This window comes from Salmonella sp. NW884 (assembly GCF_051700745.1).
In the GTDB taxonomy this organism is placed as follows: Bacteria; Pseudomonadota; Gammaproteobacteria; order Enterobacterales; family Enterobacteriaceae; genus Salmonella; species Salmonella enterica.
In genome coordinates this window covers 328,764-344,244 of the sequence record NZ_JAMMDE010000001.1, presented here as the reverse complement: position 1 = coordinate 344,244, position 15,481 = coordinate 328,764, and the positions used below count along the sequence as shown (strand labels likewise).

The window sequence follows — 15,481 nt, the reverse complement described above, 5'->3', positions numbered from 1 at the left end:
GCTATCAATGAAATTACAGAGTAGGGTAGTCAGTGTAGCCTTCCGCGCCGCCGCCATAAAAACTTTCGGGACGCTGTGGATTGAGTTTCGCTTTACATTGCAGACGCGCTACCAGATCCGGGTTAGCGATGTAATCGCGACCAAACGCCACGGCGTCAATCAGCCCTTTTTCGATCAGATCTTCCGCTTTTTCTGGCGTATAGGCGCCAGCGCCGATGATGGGACCGTGGAAACGCGCGCGCACTTTTTCACGGAACGCGTCGCTGTACGGTTCGCCGCCCGCCCAGTCTGGTTCAGACATATGCAGATAAGCGATGCCGCGTTTGCCTAACGCTTCAATCAGATAAAGGGCGTCAGCTTCTTCATTTGGGCCGTTATCGACATTCTGGAAAGTGCCGACAGGAGAAAGGCGGATGCCGATACGGTCCGCGCCCCATTCCTTAATGCCGGCATCAACCACCTCCAGCACCAGACGGGCGCGATTCTCTACGCTGCCGCCGTACTGATCGGTACGGTGATTAGAAGACGGTGAGAGGAACTGGTGCAGCAGATAACCGTGCGCGGAGTGCAGCTCCACCAGATCGAAGCCCGCCTCTCGGGCATTGGCGATAGCCTGGCGGAAATCGTTGACGATCCCGGGGATCTCGTGAGTATCCAGCGCGCGCGGCGTGGAAGTTTCTACGCGGATGGCCTGACCGTTTTCGTCACGCAAAGAGGTGCGGGTTCCCGCATTGATAGCGGATGGCGCGACGGGCGCTTGTCCGCCTGGTTGCAGGCTGGCGTGTGAAATACGGCCCGTATGCCACAGTTGCACCGCCATATGGCCGCCCTGAGCATGAACTCCCTGAGTGATTTTTTTCCAGGCGGCGATCTGCTCATCGCTGTGTAATCCCGGTGCGCCGGCATAGCCTTTCGCCTGTGCGGAGATTTGTGTGGCTTCGCTGATGATCAATCCGGCGCTGGCGCGTTGACGGTAATATTCCGCCATTAACGGCGTAGGAATGTCGCCCGGTTCAATACTCCGCAAACGCGTCAAAGGCGCCATAAATACGCGATTTGTCGCCGTGATGGCACCCACCTTGAGGGGGGTAAACAGTTTTGCTGATGACATAGTGGCTCCTGATATAAGTAGACCGGTCGTCTTGTAATAAAGGAAATAAAAACGCCCGTTACTGCTCAGGCGTTGCAATGATGGTCTTAACATGCGCCAACGCATTTTCCAGCGGCGCGGCGCTACGGGATATTTTGGCCTGCAAATTGGCGCCCAGCCACAGGGCATAAAGTACCTGCGCCTGTGGCAACGGCTGGCCGGTGAAATGTAAACAGTGGCTATTACGGCCATCTTCCAGCGCGCGTGCAAGCAGTGCCATGATCTCCTGCGCCCCTTTATCCATCGTAGAGCGCATATCCTCCGACAGATCGCAGACCTCCGCTGACAGTTTCACCGTCAGGCAACCGCTAATGGCGCCTTGCTGGCAAAACTGCTTTAACGTTTCCTGATACCAGGCGAGAAGACGATCGCGATGATTACCGGGACCGGAGGTGAAGTGCGCCGTAAGACGCTGATGATAGCAGGCGTAATGTCGCTCAAGCATGGCGACGCCGAAGGCTTCTTTCGAGCGAAAGTAGTGATAAAACGACCCTTTAGGCACCTGGGCGGTTTTGAGCAACTCGCTAAGCCCCATGCCGGTAAAACCCCGTTGCATACAAAGCTGCTCGCCGGTGGCCAGCAGATGTTCGCGGGTATCGTGTTCGGTTTGCTTATTCATGACAGGCAGTATAGTAGACCAGTCGGTCTACTGCAAGCAGAGTTGCCATAATGTCAGTTAGCGTCTTCAATAGTCATAAGCGCCAAACGTTGAGGAGGGGATGTGGCCGAGCAGTTGGAGTTTTTTCCTGTAGCAAGCCCATGTCGCGGTATCTGCCAGTCTGATGAGCGTGGCTTTTGTCGGGGCTGTATGCGTAGCCGCGACGAACGGTTTAACTGGCAAAAAATGAGTGATGCCGAGAAACAAAATGTACTGCGGCTTTGTCGCCAGCGTTTCTTGCGTAAAATACGCGCAAACAAGCCTCTCCCATCGGAAGATCCTCAACAACCTTCACTCTTTTAAACGCGGAATTGCGTATACTCAACCTCATTATTCTCTATGAGGAATCTGTTATGGTTCAGCGTGTCACTATCGCTCCACAAGGCCCGGAGTTTTCGCGTTTTGTCATGGGTTACTGGCGTTTGATGGACTGGAATATGTCCGCGCGTCAGTTAGTGAGTTTTATCGAAGAACATCTGGATTTGGGCGTCACTACCGTTGACCATGCGGACATTTATGGCGGTTATCAGTGCGAAGCGGCGTTTGGCGAGGCGCTAACGCTGGCGCCGCATTTGCGGGAAAAACTGCAAATCGTTACCAAATGCGGTATTGCGACCACCGCCAGAGCGGAAAATAGGCTCGGTCATTATATTACCGATCGCCGCCATATTATTCTGAGCGCCGAACAGTCATTAAAAAATCTGGCGACAGATTATCTGGATATGTTGTTAATTCACCGTCCCGATCCGTTAATGGATGCGGATGACGTCGCCGAGGCGTTTCAACATCTGCACCAAAGCGGCAAAGTGCGCCATTTTGGCGTTTCTAATTTTACGCCAGCGCAATTTACGTTACTGCAATCGCGCCTGCCGTTCACCCTGGCGACCAACCAGGTGGAGATCTCGCCGGTTCACCAGCCTTTGTTGCTGGACGGCACATTAGATCAATTACAGCAACTGCGTATTCGTCCGATGGCCTGGTCATGTCTTGGCGGCGGTCGGCTGTTTAATGATGAGGCTTATCAGCCGTTGCGCCAGGAACTTTCCGTTATCGCGCAAGAACTCAACGCTAGTTCTATTGAACAGGTGGTCTATGCCTGGATTTTACGTTTGCCGTCGCAGCCGCTGCCGATTATTGGCTCGGGTAAAATCGAACGCGTACGCGCCGCACTAGAAGCGGAAACGCTGTCATTGTCGCGTCAACAGTGGTTCCGAATCCGCAAGGCGGCACTGGGTTATGACGTGCCGTAATCGCCAACTCGTTGACTTTCCGTTCATGTTTTCGCCAGTGGTTTACACTTAACAGGCGACCACATGTAACGGAGGTTTTATGAAGCGATTAAGTTTAGCGATAGTAACGCTGTTGGCCTGTGCGGGTGCGCAGGCTGCCAGCGAGAAAGTAGAGATGAATCTGGTGACGGCGCAAGGCGTAGGACAGTCTATCGGCACCGTCGTCATCGATGAAACCGAAGGCGGCTTAAAATTTACCCCACACCTTAAAGCGTTGCCGCCGGGCGAGCATGGTTTTCACATTCATGCCAACGGTAGCTGCCAGCCCGCGATTAAAGACGGCAAAGCGGTTGCCGCAGAAGCCGCTGGTGGTCATCTGGACCCACAAAATACCGGCAAGCATGAAGGACCGGAAGGCCAGGGGCATCTGGGCGACCTCCCGGTGTTAGTCGTTAATAATGATGGCATCGCCACCGAACCGGTTACTGCGCCGCGTCTGAAGTCTCTTGATGAAGTGAAAGATAAAGCGCTCATGATCCATGTGGGCGGCGATAACATGTCCGATCAGCCGAAACCGCTCGGCGGCGGCGGAACGCGTTACGCCTGCGGCGTCATTAAATAACCCGGAGACAGTGTTCCCTGCGCTGGAGCCTGTTCCAGCTGCGACAGCGAACAGTGTAAACGCCAGATAATCGCCGCCAGTTCATGCGCGGCGGGTTGATGATGATGTGCGAGCGTGTCGCAGATACGCTGTAGTTCCTGTAGCGTGACGGCAAGCGGGCGTTGCTGCACGCCGCGCTCGCTCATCACATCGCGCAGCAGGGATATACAAATATCCCGCACCCGGGAAAGCGGATCGGAACGCGACTCCCAGGCGCGCAGCTGCCACACCACATGCGAGCAGTTCAGCAGTACCACTCCCCAACGTAATAACCACCGGCGCGCCAGCGCATCCTGGCTATTGCTGAGCTGACTGACGTGATGATAGGTCAGCGATTCAAACTCGCTTTCGTTATGGGAAGGGTGACGGCTAAGCTGATCGACGAAATCCCGGCGTAGCGCGCGGATATGGCGGCGGCTTTTTACGGCATCGGAACCGGGGCGCAAAATCGCAAACGCCAGCCAGGAAATCGCGACGCCGACGATCTTGGCGGTATTATCGTTAAGGAAGTCAGCGAAGTCGTACACCGGTGGATTGGTCACGGCGATGAATGAGCCCATAAAAACGATAAGCTGCCCCCACAGTCCCGCCAGCTTAGGCATCTGCAGTTTAAGCAGTTGCATCGTGACGAACAGCGGAAAAAGGAAAAGTAAGAATTGCCACAGATCGGTGATTTGCACCATCAGGCCAAATTTCACCACGAAGCTGAATAAGGACAGCAGCACTAAAGTACGCATCAATAAGGAAAGCGACTTAAACGGCGTGGCGACGATGGAGTAGAGGACGCAACTGATCGCCGCCAGGGTTAATGCGCCGGGCCCTGATTCCCATTGCGCGCCAATACTCCAGGCGCCAATCACCGTGAGCGTGCAAAAGGTACGCACGCCGCTCCAGATGGCCTCTGCGTTATCCGTATGCCGCGCAAGGCCGGGAGTGCGGCGGATATGGATTTGATCCACCGGCGCGCCGCTTTCGATCAGATATAACTGGCGGCTGCTGCGCAGATATAAGTGGCAAAAATAGCGTAATCGCTGCCAGAACGCGAGGTGACGATAATCCTGTTCATCCTGCGGGCGTAGCGGCGCAATAATCCGCGCCACGGTGTAGCTGTCCGCGCGCGGTTTTGCCAACTCAGCTAAGAGTTGTTCAATGACTTCGCGGCTGTTTTCCGGCGGCGTCGGCCAGTTTAAAAGCATTCTACGCAGACTGGAGATCACGCTGGTTAGCCGTAATTGCTGGTGTAACAATGCATTTAGCAATGCATTCTGGCGGCGAAAACGGTAGTGACTCCAGAAGGCCTGAATACGCAGCAGGTTCATGGTCAGGATTTGCCCAATGACCCCCTCATGCGCGGAGCGGATAGCGTCGGTAGTCTCCGGCTGCCACAGTAGACTGGCATGTTCCAGTAAGCGCGCATGCATGTTTTTCAACGCGGTGAGCAGGGCGGTACCATCCGATGTGCTGGGCAGGATCATCATCATCATGCCGCCGCAGAGGATGCCGACGATAACTTCACATACACGTGCCTGGGCGATATCCCACAACTGCGTGATTTCTACAATATTAACCATCGGGAACGCGATGATCGCCGCCGTGTAGCCGGACAACTGGAAAGCATAAGCGGCATTATTGGTAAAATGCGCGCAGGCCCAGGTACAAAAACCGATCCAGGCGGCCATGCTAAATAAGAACAACCAGGGTTCATTCAGCGTATGGCCGGCAATAATTAACGCGGCGGTCGCGCCGAGTAAACTCCCGGCAATACGCCCCAGACTTTTACTGATTACGCCGCCTACGGTCGGAAAGCTCACCACTGCGGCCGAAGTCATCGCCCAGTAGGGCTCATCCAGATTGAGATAATAAGCGAATGTCAGCGCGAGACACATGGCAATGGTATTGCGCAACGCGTAACGCCACTGGCCGGAGGTCGCTTTAAACCAGGGCGTATTTCGCAGGGCCGGCAGGGAGAGTTTCATTACCGCTGTCCAATGGCTACGCTGCAGGTAGTGCCGGAGACGAGCGTGATATCCTGCGGTAAAGCGTCAAATTCGATACGTACCGGTACGCGTTGCGCCAGACGTACCCACGGTACGTTGGGTTTGATATCGGGCACTAAACCGGAGTCACTTTCCACGCTTTGGTCGTAAATAGCGCGCCCGATACTGCCAACGTGACCCTGTAACTTAACATTGCCACTATACAGTGTTATTAATGCAGGCTCACCTTCGCGGATATGGCGTAGTTTGGTTTCTTCGAAATATCCCATTACATAAAATGAATGGCTATCTACCAGGGCGAAAAGTGGCTTACCGGTGCTGGCATAATCACCGGTACGCGTGGAAAGGTTGGTCACCCAGCCGGATACCGGCGCTTTTACTTCCGTCTGGCTAAGCTGCCACTGCGCCTGTTTTAACGTTGCCAGTGCGACATCTACGCTGGCCTGCATCGCTTTAACATTCAGATTGGCGCTATCCAGATCTTCAGCAGAGATGTAGTTACGCGATAAATGTCGACGTCGATCGGCTTCATTATTCGCTTTTGCCAGATCGGACTGCGCTTTGGCCAACTGCGCCTGCGCGTTAAGTTCTGTAATATGGAAGGGCGTTTTATCAATGACAAAGAGAACGTCCCCGGCGTTGACGAACTGATTATCTTTGATATTGAGTTGGGTAATGCTGCCAGAAACCTGCGGCGTTACGCTGACCTGTTCCGCGCGGATTTTACCATCGCGTGTCCATGGCGATTGCATATAGTAATTCCATAACCACCACGCGGCCAGAACGGCGACGACGGCGACAATGAGAGTAGAAAAATATTTTATTGTTTTTAACGACATATTTACCACACGATCAGTAAAACGAGGCCCAGACATACGCAAAGCGTAAAGAGGGAGAGATCCATTAACAGGGGATGCCAGATTTCATCAGAGTATATCCGGTCACGCAGGAGTCGGTGAATAAACAACCAGATAACGAACCCAAGCGCAAAGGCTTTGAAGAATGGCGGAAAGTAAACAGATGCTCCCAACATGAGATCTTGTAAGGGCAATCCTGTGGCGTTGAGTATACACTTCACAAGCAATGTTCCTTTGCGTCAGACATCGATGCTTTAGTTTTAGCCAAAACCGAAGCTACAGGTGCCAGGTGCGCACTATGTCTGAAAAAATGTCTATTGGTAAGCAAATTTAGCAATACATTTGTTTTGAGAATACAAATACTGCACACTATTCTAAAATCAGCATAATAACTTAGCAAGCTAATTATAAGGAGATGAAATTGGAATCGCCACTAGGTTCTGATCTGGCACGGTTGGTGCGCATTTGGCGTGCTCTGATTGACCATCGCCTCAAGCCTCTGGAATTGACGCAGACACATTGGGTCACGTTGCACAATATTCATCAATTGCCGCCTGACCAGTCGCAGATTCAATTGGCTAAAGCGATAGGCATTGAGCAGCCATCGCTGGTACGCACGTTGGATCAACTTGAAGACAAGGGGCTAATTTCGCGGCAAACCTGCGCCAGCGATCGTCGCGCTAAGCGCATTAAACTGACCGAGAAAGCGGAGCCGCTAATCACTGAGATGGAAGCGGTCATTCATAAAACGCGCGGTGAAATTTTGGCTGGGATTTCTTCAGAGGAGATTGAGCTTCTGATTAAACTTATCGCCAAACTTGAACACAACATTATGGAATTGCACTCTCACGATTGAGGTGCAGGGGCATACGTGTGGCCATGTGACCACACGTAAAGCCTGGTTTAGCGTGGAGAGACGGTAACCTGGCTGCCGTTGCTGGCCAGCACGACGCGCTGACCTGCCGAGAAACGCGTATTTCCTTGTTTCTGCACAACCATAATGGTGTTGCCATCGTCTTTACGAATTTCCAGTTCCACACCCTGGGTTTTATTCATTGCGCTCTGGACGCCCTGGCCCGCTACGCCGCCAGCCACCGCGCCTGCCGCGGTCGCCAGTGAACGACCCGTACCACCGCCGATAGTGTTGCCGAGGAATCCGCCCAACACCGCGCCGCCGATAGCGCCAATCACGTTAGAATCATCACCGCCCTGAATTTGAACCGGACGAACGTTAACGATAGTACCGTACGTTACATTCTGAACTTGTTTAGCCTCGGATGCGGTATAAACATCACCCGAAAGGCTATCATTGTTAACACACCCAGCTAAGGATAACCCCATCAGTGAAACGGCCAGTACACGTTTAATCATTTACCCATCTCCTGTTCTTCACGAAACGCTATGTCAGCATCCCTATAGCTAAATTATATGGCATTTATGCAGTTAAGGTCATATCTTCTGCTGAAAGAATGTAAAAATCATAATCAGAAGTTAATTAACCAATCTTAAACGAAGTCGGAAGCAAGAAAAGATAGGTCATTGATATCCGTGGACGACACGGCAAAAAACGTGACGTGGGCATAGCATTACAAAATACGTTATGCCGAGTGTTAAGGCTTAACCCAGCTTAAAAGGAAGAGGTATGAAATCGGGCCGTTTTATTGGCGTTATGTCCGGAACCAGCCTTGATGGCGTTGATGTTGTACTGGCGGCAATTGATGAAACCATGGTTGCGCAACAGGCAAGTCTCACCTGGCCCATTCCCGTTCATCTGAAAAAAGGCATTCTCGATATTTGCCAGGGACAGCCGCTTACGCTCTCGCAACTCGGCCAGCTGGATACCCAGTTAGGCCGGCTTTTTGCACAGGCGGTTAATGCGATGTTAGCGCAACAACGTTTGCAGCCGCGGGATATCGTCGCCATTGGTTGTCATGGGCAAACGGTCTGGCATGAACCGACCGGCGAGGCCCCGCATACGCTGCAAATTGGCGATAATAATCACATCGTCGCCCATACGGGGATTACAGTGGTCGGCGATTTTCGGCGGCGGGATATTGCGCTGGGCGGACAAGGCGCGCCGTTGGTGCCTGCTTTCCATCACGCGCTGTTGGGACATCCGACGGAAAAACGTATGGTCCTGAATATCGGCGGCATCGCCAATTTATCTCTGCTTTTCCCCGGACAGGCGGTGCGCGGGTACGACACGGGGCCGGGTAATATGTTGATGGATGCGTGGATTTGGCGACAATGCGCGCAGCCCTACGACAAAGACGCGGCATGGGCGAAAGAAGGTCAGGTTATTCTTCCATTGCTGCAAAAGATGTTGCGCGATCCGTACTTTGCTGCGTCGGCGCCCAAAAGTACAGGACGCGAATATTTCAACTATGGCTGGTTAGAGCGCCATCTTGCGGCTTTCCCTGGCGCAGACGCGCGCGATGTACAGGCCACGCTGGCGGAGCTGACGGCGGTCTCCATCGCCCAACAGGTGCTGCTCAACGGCGGCTGCGAGCGGCTGATGGTCTGTGGCGGCGGTGGCCGGAATCCGTTAGTGATGGCCCGTCTGGCGGCGCTGTTGCCAGGTATCGAGGTTTCGACCACCGATAAGGCGGGGATCAGCGGCGATGATATGGAAGCGCTGGCCTTTGCATGGCTTGCCTGGCGAACGCTCGCGGGCCTGCCGGGAAATTTACCTTCCGTGACGGGGGCTACAGAAGCCAGTGTTTTAGGCGCTATTTACCCGGCTAACCCAATAACTCAGAGTTAACTGAATTTTTCCCGGACCCTATATAGGTAAACTAGCAAGGTCAGGAAGGGGCGTTTGCCCTTCCAGAAGCAGGAGAGCTTTCGGGATATGCCTATGAAAAAGATCGCAATAATGTGTTTACCTGTGCTGCTGACCGGCTGTAGCGTTTATCAACAATTTGTTGAACGTATGCAAACGGATACGCTGGAATATCAGTGTGATGAGAAGCCGCTTACCGTTAAAGTCAATAACCCGCGTGAAGAGGTCAGTTTTGTTTATGACAATAAGCTGCTGACCCTGAAGCAAGGAATCTCGGCCTCGGGCGCGCGTTATACCGACGGGATTTATGTTTTCTGGTCGCAAGGCGAGAGCGCCACGGTCTATAAACGAGACAGAATTGTGCTTAATAACTGTCAGTTACAAAATCCGAAGCGTTGAGATTTTCAGTATGGGGGCGCACAATAGCGCCACCCACTGATTATTTCTGATCAACGCCATGTCTGATAACGACCAATTGCAGCAGATCGCGCATCTGCGCCGTGAATACACGAAAGGCGGCTTGCGTCGCCGCGATTTACCCGCTGAACCGTTAACCTTATTTGAGCGCTGGCTTGGGCAAGCGTGCGACGCCAGACTGGCCGATCCGACGGCAATGGTCGTGGCGACCGTAGATGACAAGGGGCAACCGTACCAGCGTATTGTGTTGCTCAAGCATTATGATGAAAAAGGCCTGGTCTTTTATACCAACCTGGGAAGCCGCAAGGCGCATCAGATTGAGCACAATCCGCGTATCAGCCTGTTATTTCCCTGGCATATGCTTGAACGCCAGGTGATGGTGACAGGCAAAGCCGAGCGTCTCTCCACACTTGAGGTGGTGAGGTATTTCCACAGCCGTCCGCGCGACAGCCAGATCGGCGCATGGGTCTCTAAACAATCCAGCCGGATTTCCGCGCGCGGTATCCTCGAAAGCAAATTCCTGGAGCTCAAGCAGAAGTTTCAACAGGGCGAAGTGCCGCTACCCAGCTTCTGGGGCGGTTTTCGCGTGAGTATCGAACAGATGGAGTTCTGGCAGGGCGGCGAACATCGTCTGCACGATCGCTTTTTATACCAACGCGACGACGGCGCGTGGAGAATCGACCGTCTTGCGCCCTAAAGATGCAAAAATCTTGTTTTAAGCACTGGTGCGGATGAATCCGCCGTTTTATGCTATGTCTCTTTCGCGTCTGGCGAAAAGTCGTGTACCGGCAAAGGTGCAGTCGTTTTATACATGGAGATTTTGATGGCAAGCAGTAACTTGATTAAACAATTGCAAGAGCGGGGGCTGGTAGCCCAGGTGACGGACGAAGACGCGTTGGCAGAGCGACTGGCGCAAGGCCCGATCGCGCTCTATTGCGGCTTCGATCCTACCGCTGACAGCTTGCATTTGGGGCATCTGGTTCCATTGTTATGCCTGAAACGCTTCCAGCAGGCAGGGCACAAACCTGTTGCGCTGGTAGGCGGCGCGACCGGTCTGATTGGCGACCCGAGCTTTAAAGCCGCCGAGCGTAAACTGAACACTGAAGAGACCGTTCAGGAGTGGGTGGCGAAAATTCGTAAACAGGTTGCCCCATTCCTGGACTTTGATTGCGGCGAAAACTCCGCCATCGCGGCCAATAACTATGACTGGTTCGGCAGCATGAATGTGCTGACTTTCCTGCGCGATATCGGTAAACATTTTTCCGTTAATCAGATGATCAACAAAGAAGCGGTGAAGCAGCGTCTGAACCGTGACGATCAGGGTATCTCTTTCACGGAGTTCTCTTATAACCTGCTACAGGGGTACGACTTCGCTTGTCTGAATAAACTGCACGGCGTTGCCTTACAGATTGGCGGTTCTGACCAGTGGGGGAACATCACTTCCGGTATCGACCTGACCCGTCGTCTGCACCAGAATCAGGTATTTGGTTTGACCGTTCCACTGATCACCAAAGCTGACGGCACGAAATTCGGTAAAACCGAAGGCGGCGCTGTCTGGCTGGATCCGAAGAAAACCAGTCCGTACAAATTCTACCAGTTCTGGATTAACACCGCGGATGCCGATGTTTATCGCTTCCTGAAATTCTTCACTTTTATGGACATTGAAGAGATCAATGCCCTGGAAGAAGAAGATAAAAACAGCGGTAAAGCGCCGCGCGCGCAGTATGTGCTGGCCGAGCAGGTGACGCGCCTGGTTCATGGCGAGGAGGGGCTGGTCGCGGCGAAACGGATCACTGAATGCCTGTTCAGCGGTTCACTGAGCGCGCTGAGCGAAGCTGACTTTGAGCAGTTGGCGCAGGACGGCGTACCGATGGTTGAAATGGAAAAAGGCGCCGACCTGATGCAGGCGCTGGTAGACGCCGAACTCCAGCCGTCGCGTGGTCAGGCGCGTAAGACTATCGCCTCCAACGCTGTCACTATCAATGGTGAAAAACAATCCGATCCTGAATACATCTTTAACGATGAGGACCGTCTGTTTGGCCGCTACACCTTATTACGTCGCGGCAAAAAGAACTATTGTCTGATTTGCTGGAAATAAGGCATTAAGTAACAGGGAGTGAGAAATCACTCCCTTATTTTTGATGTTCAGGTAAAAAAATGAAGAATATCCTCGCTATCCAGTCCCATGTTGTTTTCGGACATGCGGGCAACAGCGCCGCCGAATTTCCCATGCGCCGTCTTGGCGCGAATGTTTGGCCGCTGAATACCGTTCAGTTTTCTAACCACACGCAATATGGTAAATGGACCGGCTGTGTCATGCCGCCCAGCCATCTGACTGAGATTGTCCAGGGGATTGCGGACATTGGCCAGTTAGCGCACTGCGACGCCGTGCTTAGCGGTTACCTGGGATCTGCCGAGCAGGGAGAACACATTCTCGGTATTGTGCGCCAGGTTAAAGCGGCAAATCCGCAGGCAAAATATTTCTGCGATCCCGTGATGGGGCATCCGGAAAAGGGCTGTATCGTGGCGCCTGGCGTCGCAGAGTTCCATGTGCGTTATGCGCTACCCGCCAGCGATATTATCGCGCCTAACCTGATTGAACTGGAAATTCTCAGCAAACATAGCGTGAATAATGTGGATGACGCCGTGCAGGCGGCGCGTGAACTGATTGCTCAGGGACCAGAAATTGTACTGGTAAAACATCTCGCCCGCGCCGGTTACAGTTCAGAACGCTTTGAAATGCTGCTGGTGACAGCGCAGGAAGCCTGGCATATTAGCCGTCCGCTGGTGGATTTCGGTTCACGTCAGCCGGTTGGCGTTGGCGATGTCACCAGTGGTTTATTGCTGGTCAAACTTTTGCAGGGCGCGACGTTGCAGCAGGCGCTGGAGCACGTTACGGCGGCAGTCTATGAGATTATGATCGCCACCAAAACGATGCAGGAGTACGAACTGCAGGTCGTGGCGGCCCAGGACAGGATCGCTAACCCTGAACATTACTTCAGCGCAACGCGGCTGTAATTATTGCTGCTAAAAAGAGGCCGGATGGCGCTACAGCGAGCTATCCGGCAACATGACATTAATTCAGTCCTTCCGCTTTAAGCGCTGCCGCAACGGTCGGTCTTTTTGCGACACGCTGCATATAACTTTCAATATGCGTTAACCCGTCCATATTCAGTTTTACGCCATAGGCCCAACGCAATACGGTAAACAGATAAGCGTCTGCAATGGTAAAACGCTGGCCGCAAATCCACTGGTCGTCTGAAAGCGACTCATCCACATACTGCAATTTCTTTTCCAGACCGGCGCGAACGGCGGGTTTGAGTGTTTCCGGCGTGTCAGGGCGGAACAGCGGGGTAAAGCCTTTATGCAGTTCCGTTGCAATATAGTTGAGCCATTCCAGCGTATGATAGCGAGCAAGACTACTTACCGGCGCCAGAAGCTGGCGGTCGGGAACGCTGTCGGCGAGGTACTGCATAATGGCGACGCCTTCAGTCAACAGTGTGCCGTCATCCAGCAGCAGAGCCGGAACCTGTCCTTTAGGGTTGACTGCCAGGTAATCATCACCGTTTTCCAGGCGTTTTTTTGCGAGATCGACGCCATCAAGCGTAAAGTCTTTGCCAATTTCGCGCAGGGTAATATGGGAAGCAAGAGAGCAGGCACCCGGTTTGTAGAACAGTTTCATCGGTAACTCCTTTTTGCTGAGGTTTAAAGTATGGTAGTGCGGGGACGAGCAAAAAAAAAGCCGCTAACGCACAGTTAGCGGCCTGAATGTTGTTTCCCGGAAAATTAAACTGTAGCGGCTTTAGAGCCTTTTTCAGCGGTATCATCGTCCTGGGTCATACGGTTCAGCTTAGGCGCTGTCAGCAGCATCAGGACGGCGATAACGGCGGTTGCTATGCCAATCTGCATAAATACGCGACCATAGACTTCCAGGGACATCAGCGGGTCAGTCACGTCGCTCGGCACAGCCATCAGGTTGGCGACATAACCGCCGATGATGTTAGCGCCTGCCGTTGTCAGGAACCAGCTACCCATGATGAAACCCATCAGACGCTGCGGAACCAACTGTGCGACCATTGCCAGTCCCAGACCGGAGATCATCAGCTCACCGATACTTTGCAGGCCGTAGCTTGCGATCAGCCAGTTTACGGATACGATGCCGGCATCGTTCGCAAATTTGGCGCCCAGCGGCAGAATCAGGAACGCGCCGGAACACAGCACCATACCAATGGCGAATTTCATCGGCATCGGCAGCGTATCGCCCATCCTGTTATAGATAGCGGCCAGAATCGGGCTGCCGATAATGATCCAGAATGGGTTCAGCGCCTGATACTGTTCCGGTTCGAACGCGATACCGAGAATAGAGTGCTCGACGTTACGAATGGCAAAGAAGTTCAGCGACGTCGGCATCTGGCTGTACAGTACGAAGAAGATAATCGCCTGCAGCATCAAAATAAAGGCGACGATCATTTTACGGCGTGCCGCGCCGTGCATGGAAAACGCTTCTTTACCGAAGATAATGACGATGCCAAGAGCGATTACGCCCAGCACCATACGCGCGATATCCTGGTTGTGCAGCAGCCAGGTGGCGACCGCAATCAGAACGACAATACCCACGATGGTCAGCAGCAGATTACGGAAGTTGATCGGTTCAAAGTCGGGTTTGGAACCGTAGCTTTTCACCCAGCGCTGGCAGAAAGCAAAGTTAACGACGGTTATCAGCATACCGACGACGCTAAGCGCAAACGCGGTGCTCCAGCCATAACGCGCCGCCAGCCACGGCGTCGCCAGCATAGAGAAGAAGGAGCCGATGTTGACGGACATATAATACATCGTAAATGCGCCGTCGAGACGCGGATCGTCCTTCGCGTAACAGGTAGACAGCAGGGAAGACGGGTTAGCTTTAAACAGACCGTTACCCACAGCGATAGCCGCCATGCCCATATAGACGATGCCAGCGTCATGACCAGACCATGCGACCAGCGCATAACCGATAGCCAGCACCACGGCACCCAGCATAATAACGCGTTTGGTGCCCAGAATTTTATCACCTAACCAACCGCCAATGGCGACCAGGCCGTACACCAGCGCACTGAAGGAAGAGAAAAGGGTGATGGAATCCGCTTCTGACATACCCAGTTGTTTTACCAGGTAGACGGCCATAATGCCTTGCAGGCCGTAATAACCAAAACGCTCCCATAACTCTATCGAGAAGATGAGATAGAACGCCTTCGGTTGTTTGAAAGCGTTCAAACTGACGCTTTCAGTTGGTTTTTTGTTTGCAGTAGACACTTTTACCTCTTTTTTACGCCCCGTATTAACAGGGATTGTCTGGCGCGTGATGAGTCAGACTCATCCGTCCGATTGTTATATTGGAGGGGAAACGGCAGGTAATGTTCACTATCTTTCCTCTCCAGACAAGAGCTTTGTAATAATCTGTTACATATAACTCTTCTGGTTGAATCGTCCGATGTCAGAAATGTTATCCAGCGTTAAATTTCTTCATTTGAAGAATGGCAGATTTTTACACTGCAAAAAGGCCATTAGTTTGGGTGAAAGGCGATATCTTCTGCTATTTAAGGTGAAAAGCAGTGATATAGGCCATTATCTGAAAAAATGGCAGAGTAATGTTTTGTAGTGAAAACGGGGCGTCAGTCTATCCGGTTGTAAATGTAACCTTAGATGTCATTAAATTTCACATGAAGTTATCAAAGTGATCCTGATCACGGA

The 15,481-nt window shown here is 52.7% G+C and carries 17 protein-coding genes; 9 read left to right on the top strand and 8 right to left on the bottom strand.

The genetic code is table 11. The features are described 5' to 3' along the window. Positions 1 to 13 precede the first annotated feature (13 nt). Both NA197_RS01690 and NA197_RS01685 read right to left on the bottom strand, forming a co-directional pair. Entirely contained in the window at positions 14 to 1,111 is a 1,098-nt protein-coding gene (locus tag NA197_RS01690) for an alkene reductase (RefSeq protein WP_000092927.1), read from the bottom strand. 58 nt (positions 1,112 to 1,169) lie between these two features. Further along, positions 1,170 to 1,769, bottom strand: coding sequence for a TetR/AcrR family transcriptional regulator (locus tag NA197_RS01685; protein ID WP_001041823.1), 600 nt, complete (start codon positions 1,767 to 1,769; stop codon positions 1,170 to 1,172). 102 nt (positions 1,770 to 1,871) lie between these two features. On the opposite strand from NA197_RS01685, the gene NA197_RS01680 reads away from it, so the two are divergent. The 3 genes from NA197_RS01680 (at position 1,872) to sodC2 (ending at position 3,659) form a co-directional block, all read left to right on the top strand. After that, a complete protein-coding gene (locus tag NA197_RS01680) occupies positions 1,872 to 2,111 on the top strand; it encodes a DUF1289 domain-containing protein (protein ID WP_001538148.1) in 240 nt (79 codons plus the stop codon). 50 nt (positions 2,112 to 2,161) lie between these two features. Further along, positions 2,162 to 3,058 (top strand): aldo/keto reductase, encoded by an 897-nt coding sequence (locus tag NA197_RS01675; RefSeq protein ID WP_000250721.1) that lies wholly within the window; start codon positions 2,162 to 2,164, stop codon positions 3,056 to 3,058. Between the two features lie 79 nt (positions 3,059 to 3,137). After that, positions 3,138 to 3,659 (top strand): superoxide dismutase [Cu-Zn] SodC2, encoded by a 522-nt coding sequence (gene sodC2 / locus NA197_RS01670; RefSeq protein WP_000826813.1) that lies wholly within the window; start codon positions 3,138 to 3,140, stop codon positions 3,657 to 3,659. Here sodC2 and NA197_RS01665 read toward each other — a convergent pair. From NA197_RS01665 to NA197_RS01655, 3 genes are read right to left on the bottom strand one after another with little or no spacing between them, the layout of a single operon-like run. Next, positions 3,635 to 5,674 carry an FUSC family protein gene (locus NA197_RS01665; protein ID WP_023240032.1) on the bottom strand — a complete coding sequence of 680 codons (2,040 nt, stop codon included), beginning with the start codon at positions 5,672 to 5,674 and terminating at the stop codon, positions 3,635 to 3,637. The two genes, sodC2 and NA197_RS01665, sit on opposite strands and share 25 nt — an antisense overlap. Then, positions 5,674 to 6,534 carry an efflux RND transporter periplasmic adaptor subunit gene (locus tag NA197_RS01660; RefSeq protein ID WP_064043315.1) on the bottom strand — a complete coding sequence of 287 codons (861 nt, stop codon included), beginning with the start codon at positions 6,532 to 6,534 and terminating at the stop codon, positions 5,674 to 5,676. The genes NA197_RS01665 and NA197_RS01660 overlap by 1 nt, the downstream gene beginning before the upstream one ends. Positions 6,535 to 6,536: 2 nt before the next feature. Further along, positions 6,537 to 6,773: a DUF1656 domain-containing protein gene (locus NA197_RS01655; RefSeq protein WP_000649756.1), complete on the bottom strand. Its 237-nt coding sequence runs from the start codon at positions 6,771 to 6,773 to the stop codon at positions 6,537 to 6,539. Positions 6,774 to 6,967: 194 nt separating this feature from the next. Between NA197_RS01655 and slyA the strand changes: the two genes are divergently transcribed. Next, positions 6,968 to 7,408, top strand: a complete 441-nt coding sequence (gene slyA, locus NA197_RS01650) for a transcriptional regulator SlyA (protein WP_000764556.1) — start codon at positions 6,968 to 6,970, stop codon at positions 7,406 to 7,408. Positions 7,409 to 7,455: 47 nt separating this feature from the next. On the opposite strand, the gene slyB is transcribed toward slyA, so the two are convergent. Continuing rightward, on the bottom strand, positions 7,456 to 7,923 hold the full coding sequence (gene slyB / locus NA197_RS01645) for an outer membrane lipoprotein SlyB (RefSeq protein ID WP_000597179.1): 468 nt from the start codon (positions 7,921 to 7,923) through the stop codon (positions 7,456 to 7,458). Positions 7,924 to 8,194: 271 nt separating this feature from the next. Here slyB and anmK point away from each other — a divergent pair, with 271 nt between their 5' ends. The 5 genes from anmK (at position 8,195) to pdxY (ending at position 12,769) form a co-directional block, all read left to right on the top strand. After that, entirely contained in the window at positions 8,195 to 9,316 is a 1,122-nt protein-coding gene (anmK, locus tag NA197_RS01640) for an anhydro-N-acetylmuramic acid kinase (protein WP_064043314.1), read from the top strand. 87 nt (positions 9,317 to 9,403) lie between these two features. Continuing rightward, positions 9,404 to 9,733, top strand: coding sequence for a C-type lysozyme inhibitor (gene mliC / locus NA197_RS01635; RefSeq protein ID WP_001132086.1), 330 nt, complete (start codon positions 9,404 to 9,406; stop codon positions 9,731 to 9,733). A 58-nt stretch (positions 9,734 to 9,791) separates the two neighbouring features. Next, positions 9,792 to 10,448, top strand: coding sequence for a pyridoxamine 5'-phosphate oxidase (gene pdxH, locus NA197_RS01630; RefSeq protein ID WP_064043313.1), 657 nt, complete (start codon positions 9,792 to 9,794; stop codon positions 10,446 to 10,448). 126 nt (positions 10,449 to 10,574) lie between these two features. After that, a complete protein-coding gene (gene tyrS / locus NA197_RS01625; RefSeq protein ID WP_000168626.1) occupies positions 10,575 to 11,849 on the top strand; it encodes a tyrosine--tRNA ligase in 1,275 nt (424 codons plus the stop codon). 59 nt (positions 11,850 to 11,908) lie between these two features. Continuing rightward, positions 11,909 to 12,769, top strand: a complete 861-nt coding sequence (pdxY, locus tag NA197_RS01620; RefSeq protein ID WP_000789732.1) for a pyridoxal kinase PdxY — start codon at positions 11,909 to 11,911, stop codon at positions 12,767 to 12,769. A 58-nt stretch (positions 12,770 to 12,827) separates the two neighbouring features. Here pdxY and gstA read toward each other — a convergent pair whose 3' ends face one another. Together gstA and dtpA are read right to left on the bottom strand one after the other, a co-directional pair. Then, complete coding sequence (gene gstA / locus NA197_RS01615; RefSeq protein ID WP_000765727.1) at positions 12,828 to 13,433, bottom strand: glutathione transferase GstA; 606 nt, start codon at positions 13,431 to 13,433, stop codon at positions 12,828 to 12,830. Between the two features lie 104 nt (positions 13,434 to 13,537). After that, positions 13,538 to 15,043, bottom strand: a complete 1,506-nt coding sequence (dtpA, locus tag NA197_RS01610) for a dipeptide/tripeptide permease DtpA (RefSeq protein WP_000100911.1) — start codon at positions 15,041 to 15,043, stop codon at positions 13,538 to 13,540. Positions 15,044 to 15,481: the final 438 nt, after the last annotated feature.